This window comes from Massilia sp. Root351 (genome assembly GCF_001425045.1).
Classification (GTDB): domain Bacteria; phylum Pseudomonadota; class Gammaproteobacteria; order Burkholderiales; family Burkholderiaceae_D; genus Rugamonas.
This window is the reverse complement of sequence record NZ_LMDJ01000002.1, coordinates 113,169-135,329: the sequence shown is the minus strand read 5'-3', so window position 1 is coordinate 135,329 and position 22,161 is coordinate 113,169. Positions and strand designations below refer to the sequence as shown.

Sequence of the window (22,161 nt, the reverse complement as noted above, 5' to 3'; positions counted from 1 at the left end):
GAAGCCGGGTTCCACATCGCGGCAACAATGCGTTAACGATACCACACTAAAATCCGCCAATACCAGCGTTTTTATCTCCGTTTCTTCGTTTGCGCATTCGGACAACAAATCCGAAAGTGAAACTGGAAAAGTCGATGCGTTAACGTTACCATTTATTTGATCGATCAATTCCACCATCGAACCGGAGCATGACATGACACAGCCTTACGACCTGGCCAGCGCACAATGGGAAGCGCTGGGCGGACAGCACACAGCGCGCGAGATCGCGCAACAGCCTGCGGTATGGCGCCAGCTGGCAGCCGCGCTGGCAACCGACGCGCAGCCGGACGAAACCGGGCCCGGCGCCAACAGCATATCCGCAGCCGACCGCGCCCGGCTGCACGCCTTGCTGGCCGACCCGTCGGCGCAAGCCATCCTCACCGGCGCAGGCACCTCTTCCTTTATCGGCGAAGTGGCCGCCGACGGCCTGAACCAGGCCTGGCCGGCGCAAGTCCGCGCCGTGGCCACCACCAGCCTGCTGAGCCACCCTGCCCTCTACCTGGCCGCCGGCAAGCCCTTGTTGCTGGTATCGTTCGCACGCAGCGGCAACAGCCCGGAAAGCCAGGCCGTGGTGGACCTGGTGCGCGCCAAGGCGCCGGGCGTCCTGTTCCTGCATATCACCTGCAACGGCGAAGGCGCGCTGGCTCGCGACGGCGGCGGCCGCAGCGACACCATCACCCTGCTGCTGCCGCCGGCCACCTGCGACCGCAGCTTCGCCATGACCAGCAGTTTCACCACCATGCTGCTGGCCGCGCTGTCGCTGCTGGAACCTGCCCCGCTGGCGCAGGCGGCGCAGCGCATCGACGCCGTGGCGGCATTGGCCGGCCACTGGCTGGACACCCTCGCCGCGGAGTGGCGCCAGCTTGGCTGCCTGGCGGTGTCGCGCATCGTCTACCTGGGCGGGGCAGCCCTCGAAAGCCTAGCGCGCGAAGCGGCGCTCAAGGTGCTGGAGCTCACCGCAGGCCAGGTGCTGGCCATGCCCAACACGCCGCTGGGCTTCCGCCACGGCCCCAAGTCCATGCTCAACCGCGACACGCTGGTGGTGCTGTTCCACAGCCAGGGCGCCCACGCGCGCCGCTACGAGCACGACCTGCTGGCCGAACTGCGGCGCGACGGGGTGGCGGGCCGCGTGGCTGCGCTCGATGGCGCCGCGCTGGGCGCGCCTGCGGACCTGCCCGACGCCTGGCTGGCGGCGGCCTACGTGCTGCTGGCGCAAACGCTGGCGCTGCACCAGTCGGTGCGCCTCGGCCTCACGCCGGACAATCCCTTCCCCGACGGCACCGTGAACCGCGTGGTGCAAGGCGTAACGGTGTATGCCGATGAAGCCGCCTGAGCCGGTCAGCGGCAACACCTACGGCATCGACATCGGCGGCACCAAGATGGAACTGGTGGCGTGCGATGCGGCGCTGAACGTGCTCCTGCGCCGCCGCGTGCCCACCCCCGGCAGCGACTACGGCACCTTCGTGGCCGCCCTGGCCGACCTGGTGCGCGGCGCCGACCAGGAACTGGGCATGCGTGCACCGGTGGGGTTGGGCGTTCCAGGCATCGTCGATGCAGCCAGCGGCAAGCACCTCAGCGCCAACGTGCCCTGCCTGACCGGACGCCACCTGCTGCCCGTGCTGCGCACCATGCTGGAGCGTCCCATCGCCATCGGCAACGACTGCCAGTGCTTTGCGCTGTCGGAGGCGCATGGCGGTGCGGCGCAAGGTTACCCCAGCATGTTTGGCCTCATCATCGGCACCGGCGCCGGCGCCGGGTATGTGCTGGACGGCCAGCTGGTTCGCGGACGCAACGGCATCGCGGGCGAATGGGGCCACTGGCCCATCGGTCCGGACCTGCTGCGGCGCTACGGTCTGCCGGTCTGGCACTGCGCCTGCGGTAGCCAAGCCTGCCTCGAATGCTACGTGTCCGGCACCGGCATGCGCCGCCTGCACCGGCACGCAATCGGCGGTGCGACTGACGGCAACGGCGCCAACGGGGCGGACGCGGAGGCCCTGCTCGCGCTGCGCTGCGCGGGCGACCCGGTGGCACAGCGCGTCGTGGCGCTGCACCTGGACCTGCTGGGCGCGGCCATCGCCCGCATCGTGCTGGCGTACGACCCGCACGCCATCGTACTGGGTGGCGGCTTGTCGCGCATGCCGCACTTGTACACGGAGCTGGCGCAAGCGGCCAGTGCCCACCTGCTGCCCGGTCTTGCGGTGCCGCCCATCCTGCCGCCCTTCTTCGGCGACGCCGGCGGCGCGCGCGGCGCGGCCCTGCTGGCGCGCCAGCCCAACCTCATTGCAAAGGAATCATGATGTCCCATCTCCAAAACCTGATACGCGAGCACGGCAACGGCGCGGCCGCGGGAATCGCCAGCGTCTGCTGCAGCAACGCCGAAGTACTGCAGGCGGCTATTGCCGTCGCCCTGGAACACGGCGGCCCGCTGCTGGTGGAATCGACCTCCAACCAGGTCGACCAGTTCGGCGGCTACACCGGCATGCGCCCGCGCGACTTTGTCGCCTACGTGCGCGGCCTGGCTCGTTCGATGGACTTCCCGGCGGAGCGGTTGATCCTGGGCGGAGACCATCTCGGTCCCAACACCTGGCAGCACCTGCCGCCGGAGCAGGCGATGGCGCATGCGCGCGTGCTGATCGCAGCCTACGTCGAAGCAGGCTTTGAAAAAATCCACCTCGATTGCAGCATGGCCTGCGCGGGAGACCCGCTGCCGCTGCCGGACGACCTGGTGGCGGCGCGTTCGGCCGACCTGGCCGATGTGGCCGAACGCGCGGCGGCCGGTGCCGGCCTGACGCCGCCGGTGTACGTGGTTGGCACCGAGGTGCCGGTGCCGGGCGGCGAAGCGTCGCTGGAAGGCGGCATCCAGGTGACGCGCCCACAGGCGGCGGCCGCTACGCTGGAGGCACATCGCCGGGCCTTCGCGCAGCGCGGCCTGGAGGCGGCATGGCAGCGCGTGATCGCGCTGGTGGTGCAGCCGGGCGTGGATTTCGACCACAGCACGGTGCGCCACTACGCGCCGGCGGAAGCGCTTGAACTGTCGGCCTTCATCGAGGACCATCCGGGCCTGGTGTATGAAGCCCATTCCACCGACTACCAGTCCGAACAGGCGCTGCACGCGCTGGTGCGCGGCCACTTCGCCATTCTCAAGGTGGGACCGGCTGCTACCCACGCGCTGCGCGAGGCATGGTTCGCGCTGGCCGCCATCGAGGACGAACTGCTGCCCGTCGAGCAGCGCTCGCACTTCAAGGCAGTGCTTGAGCGCTGCATGCTGGAGCAGCCCGGCTACTGGAACAAGCACTACCCTGGCACGCCCGGCCAGCAAGCCACGCTGCGCCGCTACGCGCTGTCCGACCGCAGCCGCTACTACTGGCCTGCGGCGCCGGTACAGCAGGCGCTCGCCACGCTGAAAGCCAACCTGGACGCGGGCCCATTGCCGCTTCCCCTGCTCAGCCAATACCTGCCGGAACAGGCCGAACTGGTCAACGCCGGGCGCCTGCCCGCGCGTGCTGCAGACCTGGCGCGCCACAAAGTCGCACTGGTGCTGGCGCGCTACGCCCGCGCGTGCCGGCTCAACGGGGTGGCCGCGCCATGCTGACATTCGCCCCGGCCGGCGGCGCCGCGCCGCACTACCACGGCAACACCACGGCCAGCTGCGAGGAACGGCGCCGGCAAATCCTGCATGCGCTGCGCGAGCAGGACAGTGTGCGCGTGCAGCGCCTGGCGCAGCGCCTCGGCGTCACGGCGGTGACGATACGCCTGGACCTGCGGGCGCTGGCCGAAGCCGGCCTGGTGCAGCGCCAGCACGGCGGTGCGCGGCTGGCGCATTCCGCCCCGCCGGAAGCACCGCTGGCGGAAAAACGCCTGCAGCACCGCGAGCGCAAGCAGCGCATCGCCGCTTGCGCGGCGGCCCTGGTTGCGCCCGGCGACAAGCTGATACTGGACGCAGGCAGCAGCACCCTGCAACTGGCGCGCCTGCTCAGCGCGCGCGGCACGCTGACGGTGTTTACCAACAGCCTGCCGATTGCCTCCGAACTGGCGCACTCCAGCGACATCGACCTGATCGTGTCAGGCGGCGTGCTGCGCCACGCGTCCCAGTCTCTGCAAGGCAAACAGGCCGAGGCCAGCCTGGACGGCTATGTGTTCGACAAGCTGTTTCTCGGCGCGGACGGCATCGATCCGGCCTTCGGCCTGTCCACCCACGACGCCGCGGACGCCAGCCTGAACGCACGCATGGCTGCCTGTGCGCGCCAGGTGATCGTGCTGGCCGACGCGTCCAAATTCGGCCGCATCTGCCTGAACCGCATTTGCGCGCTCAAGCATGTGGACACCATCATCACCGACGCCAGCCTGGCGCCCACGCTGCGCGAGCAGCTAGCGGCGCAGGGCATCACCGTCATCATTGCGGAGCACGAGCATGGCAACTGACATGCACGGGACGCTGGAAGGCCGCATCCTCACCCCCGGCGGCTGGATACGCGGACGCCTGCGCCATGGAGCCGACATCGTTGCCATCGAAGCCGACGACACCGCGCGCGGCGACCGCTGGATACTGCCCGGCTTTATCGACCTGCACGTGCACGGGGCGGGCGGCGTGGACATCATGCAGGGCGGCGGCGCCGCGCAGACCGTGGCCCGGCTGCACGCACGCCACGGTACCACAACGCTGCTGGCCACCACCATGACCGCGCCGCCGGAGGCAATAGCGCACGCGCTGCGCGGCGCTGCCGCTGCCATGGCCACCCCCGCTGCGGATGCCGCACACATCGCCGGCGTGCACCTGGAAGGCCCTTTTCTCAACATCGGCCGCCTGGGTGCGCAGCCGCCGCTGGTCACGCCCGGCACGCTGGTACAGGTGCTGGCGTGGCATGCGCTGGCGCCCATCCGCGTGTTGACCCTGGCGCCTGAAGTGGCCGGCCACCTGGAGCTCATTCCCCAGTTGTGCGCCATGGGCATCCGGGTGCAGGCCGGCCACAGCGCCGGCACTTATGAAGACGGCGTGGCGGCGCTCGAGGCGGGCCTGGCCGGGTTCACCCACCTGTTCAATGGCATGACGGGCCTGAACCAGTATGCGCCCGGCATCGTCGGCGCTGCGCTGGCGCACGGACAATACGCCGAAATCATCCCCGACCTGCACCACGCCCGACCCGGCGCGCTGCGCGCCGCCGTGCGCGCCATCCCGCGCCTGTACGCGGTGACCGACGCCACGTCCGCCACCGGCATGCCGGACGGCGCCTACATGCTGGGCAGCCAGCGCGTCATGAAATGCGCGGGCTGCGTGCGCCTGGCCAGCGGCGATTCGCTGGCCGGCAGCGCGCTGACGATGGACCAGGCGCTGCGCAACCTGGTCGGCATCGGCCTGATGCTGGCCGACGCCAGCGACCGCGTGTCGCGCTTCCCGGCCGACTACCTCGGCATGCAGGACCGCGGCCGCCTGGCAGCAGGTGCGCGCGCCGACATCGTCGTGCTGGACGACGAATTGCAAGTACGTTCCGTGCTGCTGCGCGGCCGTCCCCTGGACCCGCTGGACATTCAACAAGGAAAACACCATGCGCCCCTACCCGCCTGAGAAACACGCTAGCCAAACCCGTTACCTGCTGGCCGTGGCCGGCCTTGGCGGCCTGCTGTACGGTATCGACGTCGGCATCATCGCCGGCGCCCTGCCCTATCTGGAGTCGTCCGCCGCGCAGCTGTGGAAGCTGTCGGCGCAACAGCTCGGCTTGGTCGTGGCCGCCGTGCTGCTCGGCTCAGTACTGTCCTCACTGGCCGCCGGCGCGCTGGCCGACACCATCGGCCGCAAGGCCGGCATGCTGGTGGCTGGCCTGCTGTTCTCAGCCAGCATTCCCATGATCGCGCTGGCCGCCGGCTATGTGCCGCTGCTGCTGGGCCGCTTGCTGCAAGGGGTCAGCGGTGGCCTGGTCGGCGTGATCGTGCCGCTCTACCTGGCCGAGTCGCTGCCGGCGGCCGTGCGCGGGCGCGGCACGGCCTTGTTCCAGCTGTTGCTCACCATCGGCCTGGTGGCCGCCGCGCTGATCGGCCTGATCGTATCGCAGCAGGTGGAAACCGTCGCACAGACCAATCCCGCCGGGCTGCCCGCCATGCAGGACGCAGCCTGGCGCCGCATCTTTTGGCTCAGCCTGGCGCCGGGACTGCTGTTCTGCGCCGGCGTGCTGGGCCTGAGCGAATCGCCGCGCTGGCTGCTTGCGCGCGGACGCCGCGAACAGGCGCTCGCCGCCCTGCGCCGCACCCGCACACACGCCGATGCCGACGCCGAGCTGGCCGCCATCGGCGCGGCCGCAGGCAGCACCGGGACCAAGGCCACAGCCGGCAACCATGGCGCCGCCGACCAGGGCAGCCTTATGCAGCGCCGCTTTGTACTCCCCTTCCTGCTGGCCTGCCTGATCCTGGCCTGCAACCAGGCCACTGGCATGAACTCGGTGCTGGCCTACTCTGTCAACATTCTTGAACAGGGCGGCCTGGCCGGATCGCAGGCCAACTGGGGCGACGTGGCGCTGAAGCTGGCCAACGCCCTGGTGACGGTGGCGGCCGTGGTGCTGGTGGACCGCAAAGGCCGCCGCTTCCTGCTCATGCTGGGCTGCGGCGGCATCATCGCCTCGCTGTGCGCCGCCGGCGCCCTGTTCCTGGCCATGGACCACGGCAAAGCCGACCTGCGCGCCACGCTGGCGCCGCTGGCAAAAAACCAGGCACTCACGCTGGACGCTCCAGCGCTGCGCGCACTGGCGGGCAACGACGCCTACCAGCTCGAAATCGCCTACAGCTACGGCCCGTTGACCCAGGTCCGCACGCTGCGCCCGGGACAAGCGCTGAGCATCGCCCCGCCCAGCGGTATCGAAGGCGACAGCGCGCTGGGAGCGGCCTTCCGCGCGCTGCATCTGAACCCTTTCCCGGACATGAGGCTGGCGCAAGGCGCGCCGCTGGTGATCGAGCGCGCCCGCCTGGGTCCACCGCCCACGCCAGCCCAAGGCTGGCTGCTGCTGGCCTGCCTGTTGGCATTTGTCTCCAGCTTCGCGGTCGGTCCCGGCGTGTGCGTGTGGCTGGCGCTGTCCGAGCTGATGCCAAACCGCATCCGTTCCAACGGCATGAGCGTGGCCCTGCTGCTCAATCAGCTGGTATCGACCTCCATCGCGGCAGTGTTCCTGCCCACCGTGGGCCAGCACGGCTATGCGCCCATGTTCTTCGCCTGGGCCGGCTGCACGGTGGTGTACTTCCTGGCCGCCGCCATCCTGTTGCCCGAAACGCGCGGCAAGACGCTGGAGGAAATCGGACGCTATTTCGAAGGACGCGCAGACAAGAAAGGCGCGCGCACGGAGCACGTTGCCAACTACACCACCGGAGACGCATCATGAAAACACTGTTAGCCCTGATCCCACTGCTGGCCGCAACTCAGGCGCAAGCCGGCGTGATGGCGATTTCGCTCGACGACATCGGCACCTTCTCCACGCTCAGGAACAGCAATACCGCCAGCACCTACGCGGGCACCGGCTACCTGGGCATGTACAGCAGCGCCTGGGCGCACATCCTGGGCGTGGAACGCAGCAATTTGAGCCGCACCATCATGCAGGTCGATATCGGAGCGCTGGCGGGCAAGACCATTTCCAGCGCGGTGCTGTCATTTGAACTCAAGGAGGGCGAGACCGGGCCGCAGAACGGCACGCTGGTAGGCTTCGACGCGGACGCCAACGCGGGCAAGCTGGCCTACAGCTGGAACGCGCCCGGCGCCAACTACGGCTCTGTGGTGTCCACGCTGGCGGGCCGGGCGACCAGCCATTTCGACCTCACTTCCCTGCTGGCGGCCAGCCTGGCCGCGCGCGACAGCTGGTTCGGCATGCACCTGCGAGGGTCCACCGTGGCGCAATGGACAGTGGCCAACAACGGCGCCTACGCGGCGGACCGCGCGGGCATGGTCCTGACCATTCACTATCTGGATGCGGCAGCCCTGCCCGAACCTGCATCGCTGCTGCTGATGGGTGCCGGACTGGCGGCCTTGCTCGCGCTGCGGCCAAAAAAAACCCGCCCCGGCGAATCGCAGGAACGGGCAAAGGGTTGCTCGTGAATTACTTCAGGAATTACTGATAAGTCACGACCAGCGTGGGACGGTAATTCGCATTCCCATGCTCCCTGGTCCCATATTCCACCGACGAGGCGCTGCCGTAATTGGCGGCGCCCTCCAGCTTCAGCGACAACACCTTGCTGCCGCCCATCACGCCGCTGGCAGCCGCCGTCACATCGATTTCGACCGGCGTATTCGCCGCCGGCACCTCCCAGCTCCCCAGCAAGCCGCCGTTGGCCGGCATGCCATTCCAGGTCAGCGCGCTCTCGGTCCAGCTGTCTGCTGCGGTTTGATACAGATTGTGCGTCACGCCCGCCATGCCGACGGAAGTCGGCACCAGTTTCAGCTTGGCGCTGGTAACCGTGCCACTGATGGCGGCAAGGTCGAACTTCAGCAGCGCCTTGCGGGTATAGCTCACCGTCTCCTGCTTGACCACCATGGTCGCGGTGGCGCCGTAGTTGGCGCCGGCGTAGGTGCCATCGCGCACATACGCGTCCGCAGCGGGCGCCAGCGCCGTCCTGTTGATCAGCGTGAACCTGGCCTTGAACGACTTGCCCAGCGCGCCGTTGACGCTGACCGCCAGCTTGATGGTGGCGCCGCCCGGATTGAGGAAAGCGATGGCGTCGTCCTTGCTCACCAGGTTGCCGGCGCGGTTCAGTTCAAGGTTGATCAAGCCCGTATTGAGCTGGGTCGGATCGGCCACCGCCAGTTCCAGCTCGCCGCCCGCCTGCCGCAGCGTGACCACCGAGCGCTTGTCGCTGGTGAGATAAGGCTGGCCCGCGACGTTGACAGTCTTCGGCGCGTCGAACCAGTACACCACGCCCGTCACGCCCTGCGTATTGTCGCGCACGGCCGTGGCGGTGGTGGAGCGTTCGATCACGCTGATGGGATTGGCGGCGGCAAAGGCGGCGGTTTCCTCCGCGCTGCGGTTTGGCAGCAGGACGTAGGTGTAGGCCGCGTTCACCGGATTGACGCCGTGGTTCAGCGCCAGGCTCAGGAAGTTGTTGCTGACCGTGGCCGTGCTGCCGCCATCGTTGATGTTACGCCACGCGCCGCTACGGCTTTCGCGCAACGCGGCCACCGCAGGGAGATCGGGAAAGACATAACCGATATCGGACCCGTAGGATGTATTGCCAGCCAGGTGCGCCCACTTTGTGGCGGGCATGGCCTCGCTCCAGCCCAGCGGGGCAGGCATGACGTTGGCCACGTCGTTGACGGTCAGCTGATTGTCGCCCGCTCCGTTCAGCAGGCGGTTTTCCACAATGGTTTCAACCGGCACGCCGTCGGTGCTGGTGATGCCGGTGCCGACGGCGACGATGCGGTCGCCGAACAGGAACCAGGCCTTCTTGCCCGACAGGGTACTGGCCGTGGCGTTGGTCAGCGCGAACTCCATGGCGGCGGTGGCGAACTGGCGGTTCAGTTCCGCGCCGCCGATGGCGTTCTTGGTGTTGCCGTAGTGCTTCCACGCCACCGGCGTGCCGCCACTGCGGTCGGTCGTGGTGCCGGACAGGCGCCGCAGGTCGACCGTGGGCCAGAAGTCGTTGCCGTACTGGGTCTGGTCGGCGTTATAGAGCTGGGTCATGCCGATGCCGGTCCACCAGCCGAACTTGTTTTCGCCATTGCCGAATTCAAAGGCACTGATGCGCTTGGAGAACATCGACAAGGCGAAGGCATAGCCGTCGCCGCGCGACACGGCGCGGTCGGCCGACGGGAAGATGCGCGTTTCGTTGCCCTCCGGCGCCGAGGGGATGCCCGCATCGTTCAGGATGGCCTTGATGAGCGCGATGTCGAACACCGGCACGCCGGAGCCGTACTGCGGCGTGAAATAGCTTTCTCCAAAGCTGCCGTCGCGCTCCACCCAGCCCTTGATCACCGATTTCAGCTGCAGCGCCTGCGCTGCGGGCAGCACCTGTGCCAGCTCGGCCAGGGCACTGACGGTCGCACGGCCGCTAAGGTGGTCCGACGTGCCCTGGCGCGAAATGCTGCGGCCGCGCTGGTTGTCCATCATGGCGCCGTCGAAGATGAATGGGCGATAGGCGTTCATCGCCCAGTCGTAGGGATTGAGGTAGTTCGGGTCCGTGCTGATGGACCAGGGGCTGTCGTTCAGCAGGTAATACAGCTTGCTGATATCGGCCAGCAGCACCGTGCCGTAGGCGCCCACGTAAGGCGTGTGCGTGTGCTGGATAAAGCTGCCGTCGGTGTAGTAGCCGTCGCCGGTGGCCACGTAGGCCAACGCCGCGGGGATCGCATCGCGCCCTGCCGTGATCTTGGCGCCGCTCTTGCCCAATATGCCACGCATCACTGCGCCAAGCGCCTTGTCCAGGCGGTTGGCGCCCACTTCCTCAATGGCGTTGGCGGCAATCGAACCATCCATGCTGGCGCGCCGCGTCGGATCGGGCGCGTAGTGGTCGATCGCGGCGATGCACGCGGCGATACGCGCCGGCGACAGCAGGCTGTAGTTCGCCATCATGAGGTTGTTCAGATTGGCCGGAGCGCCGATCTGCCAGTCCCACCAGTTGTCATGGCCGGTGCCGGTGGCGGAATACCCGTTGGCCAGCAGCCAATCCAGCCCCTCCAGCGCTGCCTGCAGCACCTCGGGATTCTGATAGTAAGGCGAAGCGGCGGACTGGTAGGCCGCCATCAGTGTGCTCAAACGCGCCACGCTGGCAGTGATACTGGCCGACACTGCGCCCAGCGGCAAGTCGGGCCACAGCGCGGTGCGGCCGGGGCCCCGGTTCATCGTGCTCCAGTACTGCGTGGCGGCGGCACTGCCGCCGGCAGCCTGCATGGCCACGTCGGGATCGTCGGGCGCGAGGGCGGGCGCGCTCGCGCTGCGGTTCAGCCACTTGGTCCGCATGTCGTCGTACACATCGGCGCGGGCAGGTACGGCGGCCAGGCCCGCGTGCAATAGCAAAGCCAGCAGCAAGCCCCGGCGCGGCGGGCGAAAAGCGAGATTCATCGGTTTCTCCAATTTGAGCGCAACCAGGATTATTTTTATAGGTTAACGTTACCACTTCGATCCCGAAATGCGCAATCTAAACCGGCGTACCGTTTGTCCGCCACAACAAACCGGCAGCCCGGTCACGGGCATGTCACATCGCCCGCCTATACTCGGACGACTATCATCAGGCTACTGCGAACGCCCACCATGGACATCCAACTGAGAGAACTGACCGCCCGCGTGCACAAGGACATTGTCGACAGCTACGACGAGGAACTGGAACTGGAGCTGGACGACCGCGACCTCGATTCCGGCACCCTGCTGCCGCAGCAAGGCCGCAGTGAGCAGGAAAAGGAAGCGCGACGGGTCTACTTCCGCGAACTGTTCCGCATGCAGGCCGAGCTGGTCAAGCTGCAGGACTGGGTGGTGCACACCGGCCACAAGGTGGTGATCCTGTTTGAGGGCCGCGACGCGGCCGGCAAGGGCGGCGTCATCAAGCGCATCGTGCAGCGCCTGAATCCGCGCGTGTGCCGGGTGGCCGCCCTGCCCGCCCCCAACGACCGCGAACGCACGCAATGGTATTTCCAGCGCTACGTGGCCCACCTGCCGGCCGCCGGCGAGATCGTGCTGTTCGACCGCAGCTGGTACAACCGCGCTGGCATCGAGCGCGTGATGGGCTTTTGCAGCAACGAGCAGTACGAGGAATTCTTCCAGTCTGTGCCGGAATTCGAGCGCATGCTGGTGCGCTCCGGCATCCAGGTGATCAAGTACTGGTTCTCCATCTCGGACGAGGAACAGAACGCGCGCTTCCTGAGCCGCATCCACGACCCGCTCAAGCAGTGGAAGCTCAGCCCGATGGACCTCGAATCGCGCCGCCGCTGGGAGGAATACACCAAGGCCAAGGAGATCATGCTGGAGCGCACCCACATCGAAGAAGCCAAATGGTGGGTGGTGCAAGGCGTGGACAAGAAGAAGGCGCGCCTGAACTGCATCCACCACTTGCTGCAGCAGATGCCCTATGTCGAAGTCGAGCGCCCGCTGATCCAGCTGCCCGAGCGGGAATACAACGACGACTATGTACGCCGCCCGGTGCCGCAGGAGATCGTGGTCCCGGAATTCTACTAGCCTGCTGCGGGGCTGCCGCAAGCCGCCCCGTCCCCGCCTCTCCCGGCAGTTCGCCTATCCCGGCAATCAATTTGCCGCAAAACTGCGGTTTTGTTTGACATGATGAAAAGTCTCTCGGTATCATGAAAACGTTTTCATAAAATGTGAAAACGTTTTCAAGCCACCGGTAAAATAAGCTGCAAGCAGCAACGGAGACACGCAATGCCACCAACCCGCCCCACCACCTCGCCGCTGCTATGGGTGCCCACCGGTTACTTCACCATGGCGCTGGCCTATGTGATGCTGACCAGCGTCAGTTCCATCATGTTCAAGAACCTGGGCATGGACAACGGCCAGGCCGCCGGCTATTCCAGCCTGCTGATCTTCGCCTACACCGTCAAGCCGCTGTTCGCCCCCTTCGTGGACATGTACCGCACCAAGAAATTCTTCGTGCTGGCCACGCAGCTGCTGCTGGCGCTCGGCTTCGGCGCCATCGCGCTGGCCATGGCGATCCCGAACGCGCTGGTGATGCTGATGGTGATGTTCGTGCTGATGTCCTTCATCGGCGCCACCCAGGACATCGCCAGCGACGGCGTGTACGTCACCTCGCTCGACTCGCGCAGCCAGTCGCTGTACTGCGGCATCCAGAGCCTGTCGTGGAACGTCGGCCCCATCGTCGCCTCGGGCGGCCTGGTGTACCTGTCCGGCCGCCTGCACGCCGACGTGTTCGGCCATGATCCGAAGACCTTCGGCCCGGAGTGGATGGACGCCTGGCGCGTCATCTTCATCATCGTCGCCGTGCTGACGCTGCTGATGATGGCCTGGCACGTACGCGTGATGCCGGACGGCGCGCGCGCCCCGGACACGCCCTCCTCTGCGGCCGAAGCGCGCCGCATCCTGCTGGACGCCTTCCGCACCCTGTTCGCCAAGCGCGGCGTGTGGCTGATGATCGCCTTCGCCTTCCTGTTCCGCCTCAGCGTGGGCTTCCTGGAAAAGATCGGTCCCTTCTTCATGGTGGACCCGGTGAGCAAGGGCGGCCTGGGCCTGTCGAACGAGCAACTGGGCATCATCTACGGCACCTACGGCCTGGCTGCCGTGCTGCTGGGTTCACTGCTGGGCGGCTGGTTCGTGGCGCGGCGCGGGCTGAAAGCCACCCTGTTCACGCTGTGCTGCGCCATCAACATCCCCAACGCCACCTTCCTGGTGATGAGCGTCTACCAGCCCGACAGCGTGTTCGCCATCGCCTCCGGCGTGGTGATCGAGAAGTTCTTCTTCGGCTTTGGCGCGGTCGGCTTCATGATCTACCTGATGCAGCAGCTGGCCCCCGGCAAGTACGCCACCACCCACTACGCTTTCGGTACCGGCCTGATGGGCCTGTGCGGCATGGTGACCGGCGTGCTCAGCGGCTACCTGCAGGAGATGATGGGCTACGTGACCTACTTCGTGTTCGTCATGGTGGCCACCATCCCATCCTTCATCGTGTGCTGGAAGGCCCCCTTCCACCATGACGACGGCACGGCCGAGCCGGCCAACGGGCCGCAAACCGCCGCCACCTGACCCGCTGCCGCCCGGCATGCATGGCGCCACCCGGCAGCGGTGGCGTCGCCACGGCGGGAAGCACGCAAGCGCTTTGCCGCCTAGCCTTCGGAAGACTGGAAGCCTTGCAACAATGCCAGAATACGCCCGGCCAAAACGGGCTGCATGCCCATTTTCTGCAAGCAGGACGACAAGTATGCCTGATCGCTTACCAATGAAACTGCCTTGCTGTAGCCCGCGTCGACGCTGTGACCATATGCCCTTCGTGCTTTGGCCCAGGCCTCGTCAGGGATCGGGCCCCAGTTCTCAATCAGCATCGCCAAGTCGATGGCATCGCGGCTGGCAACTGAGCGTTCGCCGTACCGGTCCGCATTAGCCAGTAGCTGTTCGGCGTACATATCCTCACGGCACAGCGTTGGCACACCAAACAGAGGACTCAGCGCGCCTGTGACATTCATCCGGGCCTCATTCCCGATCTCAAATTTGATCGGGACGCCGTCCACACGCACGAACGTCCGAATGCCATAGCGGTCCGCACGCACCTCGCGGGCCAGTTCAACCGGTTGACTGAGAATGTCTCCCAACGAAGCGTTAGTGATCGTATTGCGCAAAGCACGGTAGCCATCAACCGAGCTGCACAGGAAATCAACATCGGCCGACTCCCGGTACTCGTTCAGCGACAACACGATTGCGGTCCCGCCGCCGAAATAGCAGCAGGACTGGGCAAGAAAATCTGCATTGAGGGATGCGAGGAACTTTGCGACGCGCTGGTGGCGAGGCCGGTCAAACATGCAAGATGCCATGGCCGTATTCATGCGTGAGGCGGTCGAGCATGGCACGCTCGTGCGGCGGCATGGCAGTTGCGTCAACGAACCGCCAGTTGTGCTCGTAGAGGTCGAACGCCTCCGCCCCGGTGCTCGCCTCATGCGGATTACGATTCCATGCGATCAGTCGGAGCTGGGGAAAGTTCCCTATGACAATGATGCCGGCTGCGGCGTCCATAGGTTCATTATGCCCCATCCCCCAGGCATTTTCCAATAACGCGCGCAGCGCGGCGTAGTCAATATCAATTGGGACAAAGACGGCAATAAGTCTGGCTATTCGTCAAATTGATATTCTGGCTGTAGATGAGTCCGTTTTTAAAAGCCGACTTATAACCGCTCGCTGCACAGTTCGTATGTACCCAGTCGACACCCTGGCTGGCAACGGTCTCGTTGAGCGCGTACGGCACTTTGGGGGGGATTGCCGCTGCATAAATTAACCGTGCTGTTCGCGGTCAAGCTTTTTGCATAGGACGGCGGAACCACCACTTGGTTCGGTCATAATCCGGCGCGAACACATTGTCTATGGCAATATCATAAATTTGCCCATCTATTCCCGGCGTGATCTCGATATGGGTGTGGCTCAAAGGAATTCTCAGCCCCTTGGGACAGGCACAGCAGCACTGCGGTGAAGCTGGCGCAAGACAGTCCCGATTTCACGTTCATCTGGAGCCTCCCGGGAAGTTTGATTAAGAAATGAAAGCCGCCAGCCGGCCCGCCCATTTCTATCGACCTCACAATATATTCGAAAACTCGAGAATCCAGCTTGGGAATTTCCAGCCATTCCCAAATTAACAACAACAATTGCCGCCATCGTTCGGGCGGCAAGCACTCAACCTCGGGCGATTGATTTGCCATTTGGCTTCTGCTAAGGTTATCAGGATCACCAGCGTGTAATAGCTTTTAAAACGATAACTTCCAACAGCGAACAGGAATTCACCATGCCCGACAGCCACAGCGTTCCCGGCTTTAGCGCCGACCTGGTTTTTTATTTGAACGGCAAGCGCGTCCAGCGCCACAACGTGGACCCGAAAATGCTGTTGGCCGACTATTTGCGCTCACCCGACGTTGGGCTGACCGGCACCAAGATCGGCTGCAAACAGGGCGGCTGCGGCGCCTGCACCGTGCTGCTGTCGGAGTGGGACGAGGCGACGCAAACGGTGAAAAATTCATCCATCAACTCCTGCATGCGGCCGCTGGCGGCGCTGGACGGGATGATGGTCACCACGGTGGAAGGCACGGGCAGCGTGAAGTCCGAGGCCATCAGCACCGTCCAGAAGTGTTTGGCGGACAACAACGGCACCCAATGCGGTTTCTGCACGCCCGGCTGGGTCATGAACATGACGGCCGCCATCGCCGAGCGCGGCCCCAAGCCCGGCACCAAGGCCGAGATCGAGGGGCTGTTCGACGGCAACATCTGCCGCTGCACCGGCTACCGTCCCATCCTGTATGGCTTCAAGAAGGAATTCGCGTCCGACTGGAATCCCGCCGTCGATGAACAGGGCAGCATGGCCTGCATCATCGATCCGGCGGAGGCGATCGACAAGGCGGTGCCGTTCACGCTCTCCTTCCCGCACGAACTGCGCCGCCGCGCACGCGCGCTGGCCTTCGAAGCGCCGGCCGCCCGCTGGTTCCGCCCCACCACCCTGGGCGAGGCCCTGGCTCTGCTTGCCCAATACCCCGACCGCCAGAACGTGCGCCTGGTCGGCGGCAACACCTCCATCGGCATCTATCCCGCCACCGTGGAGGACCCGCGCGTCTTCATCGACCTGGCCCAGGTGCGCGAATTGCGTGAAAGCCGCGCGGCGCACGGCAGGCTGACCCTCGGCGCCGGCATGCGCTACAGCGCGCTGCTGGAACTGCTCGACCGCCAGATCGCCGACACGCCTGCCGGCGCCGCCGCCGTGCCCGGCCTGCTGGCCCTGCGCTACATGGCAGGCCGCACCGCCGGCACCATCGTGCGCAATGCCGCCACGCTGGCGGGCAACACCATGCTGGTGGTGCGGCACGGCGAACAAGGCGTACCGTTTCCGTCCGACTGCTTCACGGCCCTGGCCGCGCTCGGCGCCAACGTGCTCGCCATTGCACCCGGCTGGGAAGGCGAACGCCGCTTCGGCCTGCTGGACTTCGCCGCGCGGTGGAACAGTGCGGCGGAGCTGGACGGCGGCTGCGTGCTGCTGCGCTACGAGGTGCCGGCCACGCGCGACAACGAATACGCGCAGACCTACAAGACCGCCCAGCGCATCGTCAATGCCCATTCCATCGTCAACGGCGGCATGCGGGTGCTGCTGGACGCGGAGCAGCGCGTGACCGAAGCGGTGCTGGTGCTGGGCGGGATCTCGCCGGTGGCTTGCCGCTTGCCGCTGTGCGAAGCAGCGCTGCTCGGCCAGCCCTGGACCGAGGCGACGCTGGGCGTGGCGCTGGAGGCGCTGGGCGCCGAAGTGGACACCATCATGCGCCGCCATGCCGCTCACTATGCGGAACTGCCGGACGAGGGCTATTCCAGCGGCTACAAGCGGGCGCTGTGCCTGTCCTATTTGTACAAGTTTTTCATCGAGGTGGCGCAATGGCGCGGCCTGCCGGTGCCGGAACCGGTGCGCTCGGCGGCGCAGCGCAGCCAGCCGCAAGAGACGCGCGGCACCCAGGCCTACGAGAAGGAACCGGCCGAATACCCGGCCAACCTGCCCTACATCAAGATCGGCGCCTACCTGCAAGCCACCGGCGAAGCCCAGTATGTGCATGACATTCCGCTGCCCCGGCGCGGCCTGAACGGCGCCCCGGTGCAAAGCACCATCGCGCTGGGCACCTGCACATACCGCGTGCCGGGCGTGGAAGGCTACGCCAGTCCGGCCCAGGTGCTCGACGCGCTGCGCCTGCGATTCCCCGGCGTGGTCGACTACGTTACCGCGATCGACGTGCCGGCGGCGGCGGTGATCGGCATCGGTGCCGACGAGCCGCTGTTCGCCATCAGCGTCGAGCCGTCCGCCTGTCCGCACGGCAGGCTGCCGGCCGGCTATGACGCCTGCGCGCCGCTGCTGCTGACCGGCTTTGGCCAGTCCATCGGCATGGTGCTGGCCGAGGACGAACAGGAAGCGCAGGAAGCCGCCTGGCACCTGCAGACCGAACTGTGCCTGTTCGCGCCCGATCCGGACACGCCGCCCTTGCTCGACCTGCCCGACACCAAGGCCGAACGCGAGAAAATCGTGTTCCCCGACCTGCTGCCCTTCCCCACCCATATCTGGCAGATCACGCGCGAGGGCAGCACGCTGCAGTGGCTGCCGCAGGCCGACACCAGCCAGCCCGACCCCGGTGAGCCGGTGGTGGCCAAGGGCGTTGCCGTGCCGGGGCTGGGCACGCAGGTCGCCTGCACGCGCGTGTCGTCGAAGCAGAAAGTCGGCAGCCAGATCCACTTTTACATGGAAACCCAGTCCTGCGTGGCCGAAGTGCTGGGCGACCGCCAGCTGCGGCTGCATCCGTCCACCCAGAGTCCGGCCTCGGTGCAAAGCGCGGCATGCAGCGTGATCGGGCTGGCGTCGAACCAGGTCAGCGTGCAGGTGCGCCGCACCGGCGGCGGCTATGGCGGCAAGTGCAACATCTCCGCCTACGCCTCCAGCATGGCCGCCGTGGCGGCCTGGAAGCAGAACCGCACCGTGCGCCTGGCCCTGCTGCGCCAGGTCGACAGCGCCATGTTCGGCCATCGCCATCCGGTGCTGGGCAATTACAACATCGCCGTCGGCGACGCTTCCAATCCCGCCACGCACGGCAAGCTGCTGGGCTTCCAGGCCGATTTCTGGCTGGACGGCGGCCGCACCTACGAATGTTCGCCCATCGTCAGCGACTGCCTGGCGCTGCGCAGCGACACCGCCTACAACATTCCGAACTGGAACTGCGCGGCTGACGTGTGCCGCACCAACAAGACCAGCAACACCTCGATGCGTACCATGGGCATGCTGCAGGCGGTGCTGATCGTGGAAGATGCGGTCGAAGCGGCCGCGCACAGCGTCGGCCTGCCGGCCCATACGGTGCGGGAAAAGAACCTGTACGTGCCGGGGGACAGCACGCCCTACGGCGAACCGCTGGAGTCCTGCTACATGCGCGAAGTGTGGGATTACACCATCGAAAAGTCCGACTTCCATGCCCGCCAGCAGGCGGTGCACGAGTTCAACGCCAACAACCGCTGGCGCAAGCGCGGCATTTCCCTGCTGCCGGTCAAATACGGTTCCGGGTTCAACCTGACCGCGCTGGAACAGGGCGGCGCCCTGATCGAGGTCTACTCGCCGGACGGCGCGGTACTGGTGCGCCACGGCGGCGTGGAAATGGGCCAGGGCCTGGACACCAAGGTGGCGCAGGTGGTAGCACTGGCGCTGAACGTGCCGATGGCCTCGATCCGTGTGGCCGAATGCGATACCGCCGTGGTCCCCAACCCTGAAGGCACGGGCGCGTCGACCGGCACCTCCTTCAACGGCGGGGCCGCCCAGCAAGCCTGCCAGGCGCTGCGGCAGCGGCTGGAGGACTACTGCCGCCATCTGCAGCTGCAGCATGGCAACGCCTGGTGCGTCACCAAGCAAATCAACTTCTGGGATTTCCAGCAAGGCTGGCGCGCCATGATGCCCCAAGCGAACGGCGCGCCGCCAAAACTGATGTGGGCCATCATCGTCGATAGCGCCTTCAACGCCCGCGTCAACCTGTCGGCGCAGGCGCGCATCGCGGTGCCGGGCGGCGACAAGCCGGACACCGGCCTGACCTTCAAGCAGGTCAGGAACGCACAGGGTGAACTGGTGGCCGCAAGCGAAGAAGTGGACTACTTCAACGGCTACACCTTCAGCGCGGCCTGCACCGAGGTCGAGATCGACGTGCTGACGGGCGAAACCACGGTGTTGCGGGCCGACGTGGTGTACGACGCGGGGATCAGCCTGAACCCCGCCGTGGACGTGGGCCAGGTTGAAGGCGGCTTCGTGCAGGGCCTGGGCTACGTGCTGAGCGAGGAGCTGAGCTACCAGCCAGCCACCTCCGCCACCACGACCTCGGCCACCCGTCCTGCGCCCGGCGCGCTGTACACGGTCAACACCTGGGAATACAAGCCGCCCGCAGCGCAGTCCATCCCGCTGGAGATGAACGTGATCCTGTTCCCGCGCGACCTGGCGCCGCAAGCTCCGGACGCGAGCGAGCTGCTGTCGTCCAAGGAGATCGGAGAGCCGCCGATGACGCTGGCCGCCACCGCCTTCTTCGCGGTCAAACAGGCGGTCCGGGCGGCACGCGCCGACCGTGGCCACAACGAGTGGTTCCAGATGGACTCGCCCGCCACCGTGCAACGGGTGCGCGAAGCGTGCCTGGTGCAGTGCAAGGATCTTGCGGCCGGCGGCTGACCGATGCGCGCAGGGGGCCGCCAAGGCGGCCCTGACGAGCGTTGCCATCCACCCTCACTGACATAGGCCTCCCCCCCATGCTCGCGATCCGCCCTATCCAGCTCTCGACCTTCGAACATGACAGTCGCCGCCAACTGGCCCGTTCCGTCCTGGCCGCACTACGCACCTCTGCCCCGCACGCCGTCGCTGGACTGGCTCCGGCCGAACTCGACTTTCGGCTCGCCTCGGCCGTCTCAAAAATCGCGGTTCATGAGCTCCACGCCCGTGACGACGCCGAGACATTCGTTCGCCTCTCCCTGACTGTCGGTCCGCTCTTCGATGAGTACCCGCCTTTCAAGGAAATTCTCACCAGTTACGACCGGGACGTCCGCATTCTGGCGCTCTTTACCCACGCCGCACCGGGCGATTGGGATAACGCTGCCCAATTCGATATCGTCAGCCGGTACCGGAAATCCACGCCCGGCAGTAGCGCCATTTCGCTCATACCCCTTGAAGACCGGCATGCAGACGCCTACTTCCGCGATGCTCTTCATCCCGACGTCTGGCGTCTCGCCCGTATGACGCCCATGACCAGCGCCGCCGACGCCCTTGAACTGATCGGCAACTGCGAACCAGGCGTCAAAACCGGCTACGCGGTCGTCAACCGGCAGGGCCAATTCCTCGGCGCCGCCTTTGCCACGCGCATCGAAACGGCCACCCGCGTTTCGTACTGGATTGCCCGCCGCGCGTGGGGACAAGGCATCGCCAGCCAGGCGCTGATGCAACTGAAAAGCGCCATGAAAACCGAAAAACTGGTGCTCACCATTGAACCGGGCAACATGCCGTCACTGAAGGTGGCGGCGAAATGCGGCTTCCATCAGACCGGCGCCATCACGTTCGGGGCATAAGATCGCTATGGAACCCAAAGTCGCCGACACTCTGGCAAAGGACGTCAATAGCGCCCTCACCCAATACTTGAACATGAGTGAGAACCTGCCCGAAAAAAAGAAACAAGAGCTGCTCGAAAAGCTGCTAAAAAAGATTCAAGCAGAGAAGACGAGCACCGGCCCGCATGAACACGACCCCGGCAAGCAAATCTCCCTCGCCATCCAGACCTGCGCCCTCCAGCCAACCAAGGCCGCACAGCTGAAATCACTCCGCCTTGCCGAGATTGCAAACCGCAATGCAGAAACGCTCGAGCTTTGCCCAACAATGTGTATCCAGTTCCAGGACCGCAGCTGGAGTGAATACTATCGGGGCAAATCCAACATCAAATACCCCGACGTCATAGAGATGACGCCCAAAGTCTGCACAGATAGCCTGGTCCAGAAATTAATGCTCTTCGATCTCTTGCAGGGCCACCGCCAGCAATGCTGCGCGTTCGCGCTGCCCAAGCTTGCAAGTTTGGAATGCAAATTTCCCACGCTGCCGGCCATCATCATTCCATCGGGGGGCAAGAACGGCCAATGGCTCGGAACAGCCCTGGGCGCTCCGGAGAAATTCTGGTGGGTTCGATTTCTGAAGAAAGTCGATATTTTTTTTGTCGTGTCGGACGAAGAACTCGCCAATTACAATCAGTTCAAAGCGCACGGCGTCACGGTGCTTGGATACGACGGCTTTGGCATGGGCTGCGGCCGGGCCGTTGGCCTGCATGTAGCGAAGATACTCGACCGCACTTGCTTCATGACAGACGATAGAACCAAGGATCTCATCTACCGCGGTACTTCCATCACTGTGGACACCATGAAGGAGATAGCACCGACAATTGAGGCAAAATATCCCTGGATCACGGGTGTCTCGCCAAAAGGCCAGTTAAACATCCTGACCATAATCAACCCTAAATCGACTGAGCCCGAGCGACCAGTCTTTTCCAAGTATTTTATTGCATCCAAGGAGGACAAGGCCCTCTTCCTCTACTGCGAGGCGCTCCGCCTGCGCGGCAATGCCACCAAGGTCGGCAATACCATCCAATTCTTCGAAGTCAAGTACGACGCCGATAACCCGCCGTGCACCAACAATGACGTCGCGTACACGGGAAAGAAGGGCGCGGGCATGAAAGCCGTCACGGATTGCACGCTTTACCGATCACTCGATAACGTGCCTCTTGATTGGGCATATCTAAGAAAAAACAAGGAGTTTCTCAACCGCTGGGACGCCGTGAAAATGCAGGATTCCGCGATGTTCAAACTGCTGGAGTCCATTTTCGAAGCACTAGAAGATCCGGAGCAACGAACCGAGGAATTTTGGCAGGCCTTCGACAAGTACCTCGCCCCATGGTTTAGCTGAGTGGAGCGGCGGCTGCGCCGCATG

At 65.5% G+C, this 22,161-nt stretch carries 15 protein-coding genes; 12 read left to right on the top strand and 3 right to left on the bottom strand.

Annotated elements, in window-relative coordinates:
• Positions 1-193: 193 nt before the first annotated feature.
• The 7 genes from ASD15_RS05560 to ASD15_RS05530 are packed head-to-tail and all read left to right on the top strand — an operon-like array spanning position 194 to position 8,107.
• Positions 194-1,372 (top strand): SIS domain-containing protein, encoded by a 1,179-nt coding sequence (locus tag ASD15_RS05560; RefSeq protein WP_057153819.1) that lies wholly within the window; start codon positions 194-196, stop codon positions 1,370-1,372.
• Positions 1,359-2,336: an ROK family protein gene (locus ASD15_RS05555; protein WP_057153958.1), complete on the top strand. Its 978-nt coding sequence runs from the start codon at positions 1,359-1,361 to the stop codon at positions 2,334-2,336. Before ASD15_RS05560 ends, ASD15_RS05555 begins: the two co-directional genes overlap by 14 nt.
• On the top strand, positions 2,333-3,631 hold the full coding sequence (locus ASD15_RS05550; protein ID WP_307188270.1) for a D-tagatose-bisphosphate aldolase, class II, non-catalytic subunit: 1,299 nt from the start codon (positions 2,333-2,335) through the stop codon (positions 3,629-3,631). The genes ASD15_RS05555 and ASD15_RS05550 overlap by 4 nt, the downstream gene beginning before the upstream one ends.
• On the top strand, positions 3,625-4,461 hold the full coding sequence (locus tag ASD15_RS05545) for a DeoR/GlpR family DNA-binding transcription regulator (RefSeq protein WP_082551584.1): 837 nt from the start codon (positions 3,625-3,627) through the stop codon (positions 4,459-4,461). The genes ASD15_RS05550 and ASD15_RS05545 overlap by 7 nt, the downstream gene beginning before the upstream one ends.
• Position 4,462: 1 nt before the next feature.
• A complete protein-coding gene (locus tag ASD15_RS05540) occupies positions 4,463-5,602 on the top strand; it encodes an N-acetylglucosamine-6-phosphate deacetylase (RefSeq protein ID WP_057153817.1) in 1,140 nt (379 codons plus the stop codon).
• Positions 5,583-7,400 carry an MFS transporter gene (locus tag ASD15_RS05535; RefSeq protein ID WP_057153816.1) on the top strand — a complete coding sequence of 606 codons (1,818 nt, stop codon included), beginning with the start codon at positions 5,583-5,585 and terminating at the stop codon, positions 7,398-7,400. The genes ASD15_RS05540 and ASD15_RS05535 overlap by 20 nt, the downstream gene beginning before the upstream one ends.
• Positions 7,397-8,107 (top strand): PEP-CTERM sorting domain-containing protein, encoded by a 711-nt coding sequence (locus tag ASD15_RS05530; protein WP_057153815.1) that lies wholly within the window; start codon positions 7,397-7,399, stop codon positions 8,105-8,107. Before ASD15_RS05535 ends, ASD15_RS05530 begins: the two co-directional genes overlap by 4 nt.
• Positions 8,108-8,120: 13 nt before the next feature.
• Here the strand turns inward: ASD15_RS05530 and ASD15_RS05525 are convergent, their stop codons facing one another.
• Positions 8,121-11,063, bottom strand: a complete 2,943-nt coding sequence (locus ASD15_RS05525) for a polysaccharide lyase family 8 super-sandwich domain-containing protein (protein ID WP_082551583.1) — start codon at positions 11,061-11,063, stop codon at positions 8,121-8,123.
• Positions 11,064-11,252: 189 nt separating this feature from the next.
• On the opposite strand from ASD15_RS05525, the gene ppk2 reads away from it, so the two are divergent.
• Positions 11,253-12,170: a polyphosphate kinase 2 gene (gene ppk2, locus ASD15_RS05520; protein WP_057153813.1), complete on the top strand. Its 918-nt coding sequence runs from the start codon at positions 11,253-11,255 to the stop codon at positions 12,168-12,170.
• Positions 12,171-12,371: 201 nt separating this feature from the next.
• On the top strand, positions 12,372-13,706 hold the full coding sequence (locus tag ASD15_RS05515; RefSeq protein ID WP_057153812.1) for an MFS transporter: 1,335 nt from the start codon (positions 12,372-12,374) through the stop codon (positions 13,704-13,706).
• An 80-nt stretch (positions 13,707-13,786) separates the two neighbouring features.
• On the opposite strand, the gene ASD15_RS05510 is transcribed toward ASD15_RS05515, so the two are convergent.
• Both ASD15_RS05510 and ASD15_RS05505 read right to left on the bottom strand, forming a co-directional pair.
• The gene (locus tag ASD15_RS05510; RefSeq protein ID WP_057153811.1) at positions 13,787-14,476 is read right to left on the bottom strand and encodes a nucleotidyl transferase AbiEii/AbiGii toxin family protein; all 690 of its coding nucleotides are present in this window, start codon (positions 14,474-14,476) and stop codon (positions 13,787-13,789) included.
• Positions 14,469-14,687, bottom strand: coding sequence for a hypothetical protein (locus ASD15_RS05505; RefSeq protein ID WP_229418074.1), 219 nt, complete (start codon positions 14,685-14,687; stop codon positions 14,469-14,471). The genes ASD15_RS05510 and ASD15_RS05505 overlap by 8 nt, the downstream gene beginning before the upstream one ends.
• 760 nt (positions 14,688-15,447) lie before the next feature.
• On the opposite strand from ASD15_RS05505, the gene ASD15_RS05500 reads away from it, so the two are divergent.
• The 3 genes from ASD15_RS05500 (at position 15,448) to ASD15_RS05485 (ending at position 22,137) form a co-directional block, all read left to right on the top strand.
• Positions 15,448-19,872, top strand: coding sequence for a molybdopterin cofactor-binding domain-containing protein (locus ASD15_RS05500; RefSeq protein WP_057153809.1), 4,425 nt, complete (start codon positions 15,448-15,450; stop codon positions 19,870-19,872).
• Positions 19,873-19,949: 77 nt separating this feature from the next.
• Positions 19,950-20,759: a GNAT family N-acetyltransferase gene (locus ASD15_RS31525; RefSeq protein WP_082551582.1), complete on the top strand. Its 810-nt coding sequence runs from the start codon at positions 19,950-19,952 to the stop codon at positions 20,757-20,759.
• Positions 20,760-20,766: 7 nt separating this feature from the next.
• Positions 20,767-22,137 (top strand): hypothetical protein, encoded by a 1,371-nt coding sequence (locus ASD15_RS05485; RefSeq protein WP_057153806.1) that lies wholly within the window; start codon positions 20,767-20,769, stop codon positions 22,135-22,137.
• Positions 22,138-22,161 lie beyond the last annotated feature (24 nt).

Coding starts and splice junctions, on each gene's coding strand:
- ASD15_RS05560 (WP_057153819.1), top strand. CDS start 194: ATGACACAGCCTTACGACCTGGCCAGCGCACAATGGGAAGCGCTGGGC.
- ASD15_RS05555 (WP_057153958.1), top strand. CDS start 1,359: ATGAAGCCGCCTGAGCCGGTCAGCGGCAACACCTACGGCATCGACATC.
- ASD15_RS05550 (WP_307188270.1), top strand. CDS start 2,333: ATGATGTCCCATCTCCAAAACCTGATACGCGAGCACGGCAACGGCGCG.
- ASD15_RS05545 (WP_082551584.1), top strand. CDS start 3,625: ATGCTGACATTCGCCCCGGCCGGCGGCGCCGCGCCGCACTACCACGGC.
- ASD15_RS05540 (WP_057153817.1), top strand. CDS start 4,463: ATGCACGGGACGCTGGAAGGCCGCATCCTCACCCCCGGCGGCTGGATA.
- ASD15_RS05535 (WP_057153816.1), top strand. CDS start 5,583: ATGCGCCCCTACCCGCCTGAGAAACACGCTAGCCAAACCCGTTACCTG.
- ASD15_RS05530 (WP_057153815.1), top strand. CDS start 7,397: ATGAAAACACTGTTAGCCCTGATCCCACTGCTGGCCGCAACTCAGGCG.
- ASD15_RS05525 (WP_082551583.1), bottom strand. CDS start 11,063: ATGAATCTCGCTTTTCGCCCGCCGCGCCGGGGCTTGCTGCTGGCTTTG.
- ppk2 (WP_057153813.1), top strand. CDS start 11,253: ATGGACATCCAACTGAGAGAACTGACCGCCCGCGTGCACAAGGACATT.
- ASD15_RS05515 (WP_057153812.1), top strand. CDS start 12,372: ATGCCACCAACCCGCCCCACCACCTCGCCGCTGCTATGGGTGCCCACC.
- ASD15_RS05510 (WP_057153811.1), bottom strand. CDS start 14,476: ATGTTTGACCGGCCTCGCCACCAGCGCGTCGCAAAGTTCCTCGCATCC.
- ASD15_RS05505 (WP_229418074.1), bottom strand. CDS start 14,687: ATGGACGCCGCAGCCGGCATCATTGTCATAGGGAACTTTCCCCAGCTC.
- ASD15_RS05500 (WP_057153809.1), top strand. CDS start 15,448: ATGCCCGACAGCCACAGCGTTCCCGGCTTTAGCGCCGACCTGGTTTTT.
- ASD15_RS31525 (WP_082551582.1), top strand. CDS start 19,950: ATGCTCGCGATCCGCCCTATCCAGCTCTCGACCTTCGAACATGACAGT.
- ASD15_RS05485 (WP_057153806.1), top strand. CDS start 20,767: ATGGAACCCAAAGTCGCCGACACTCTGGCAAAGGACGTCAATAGCGCC.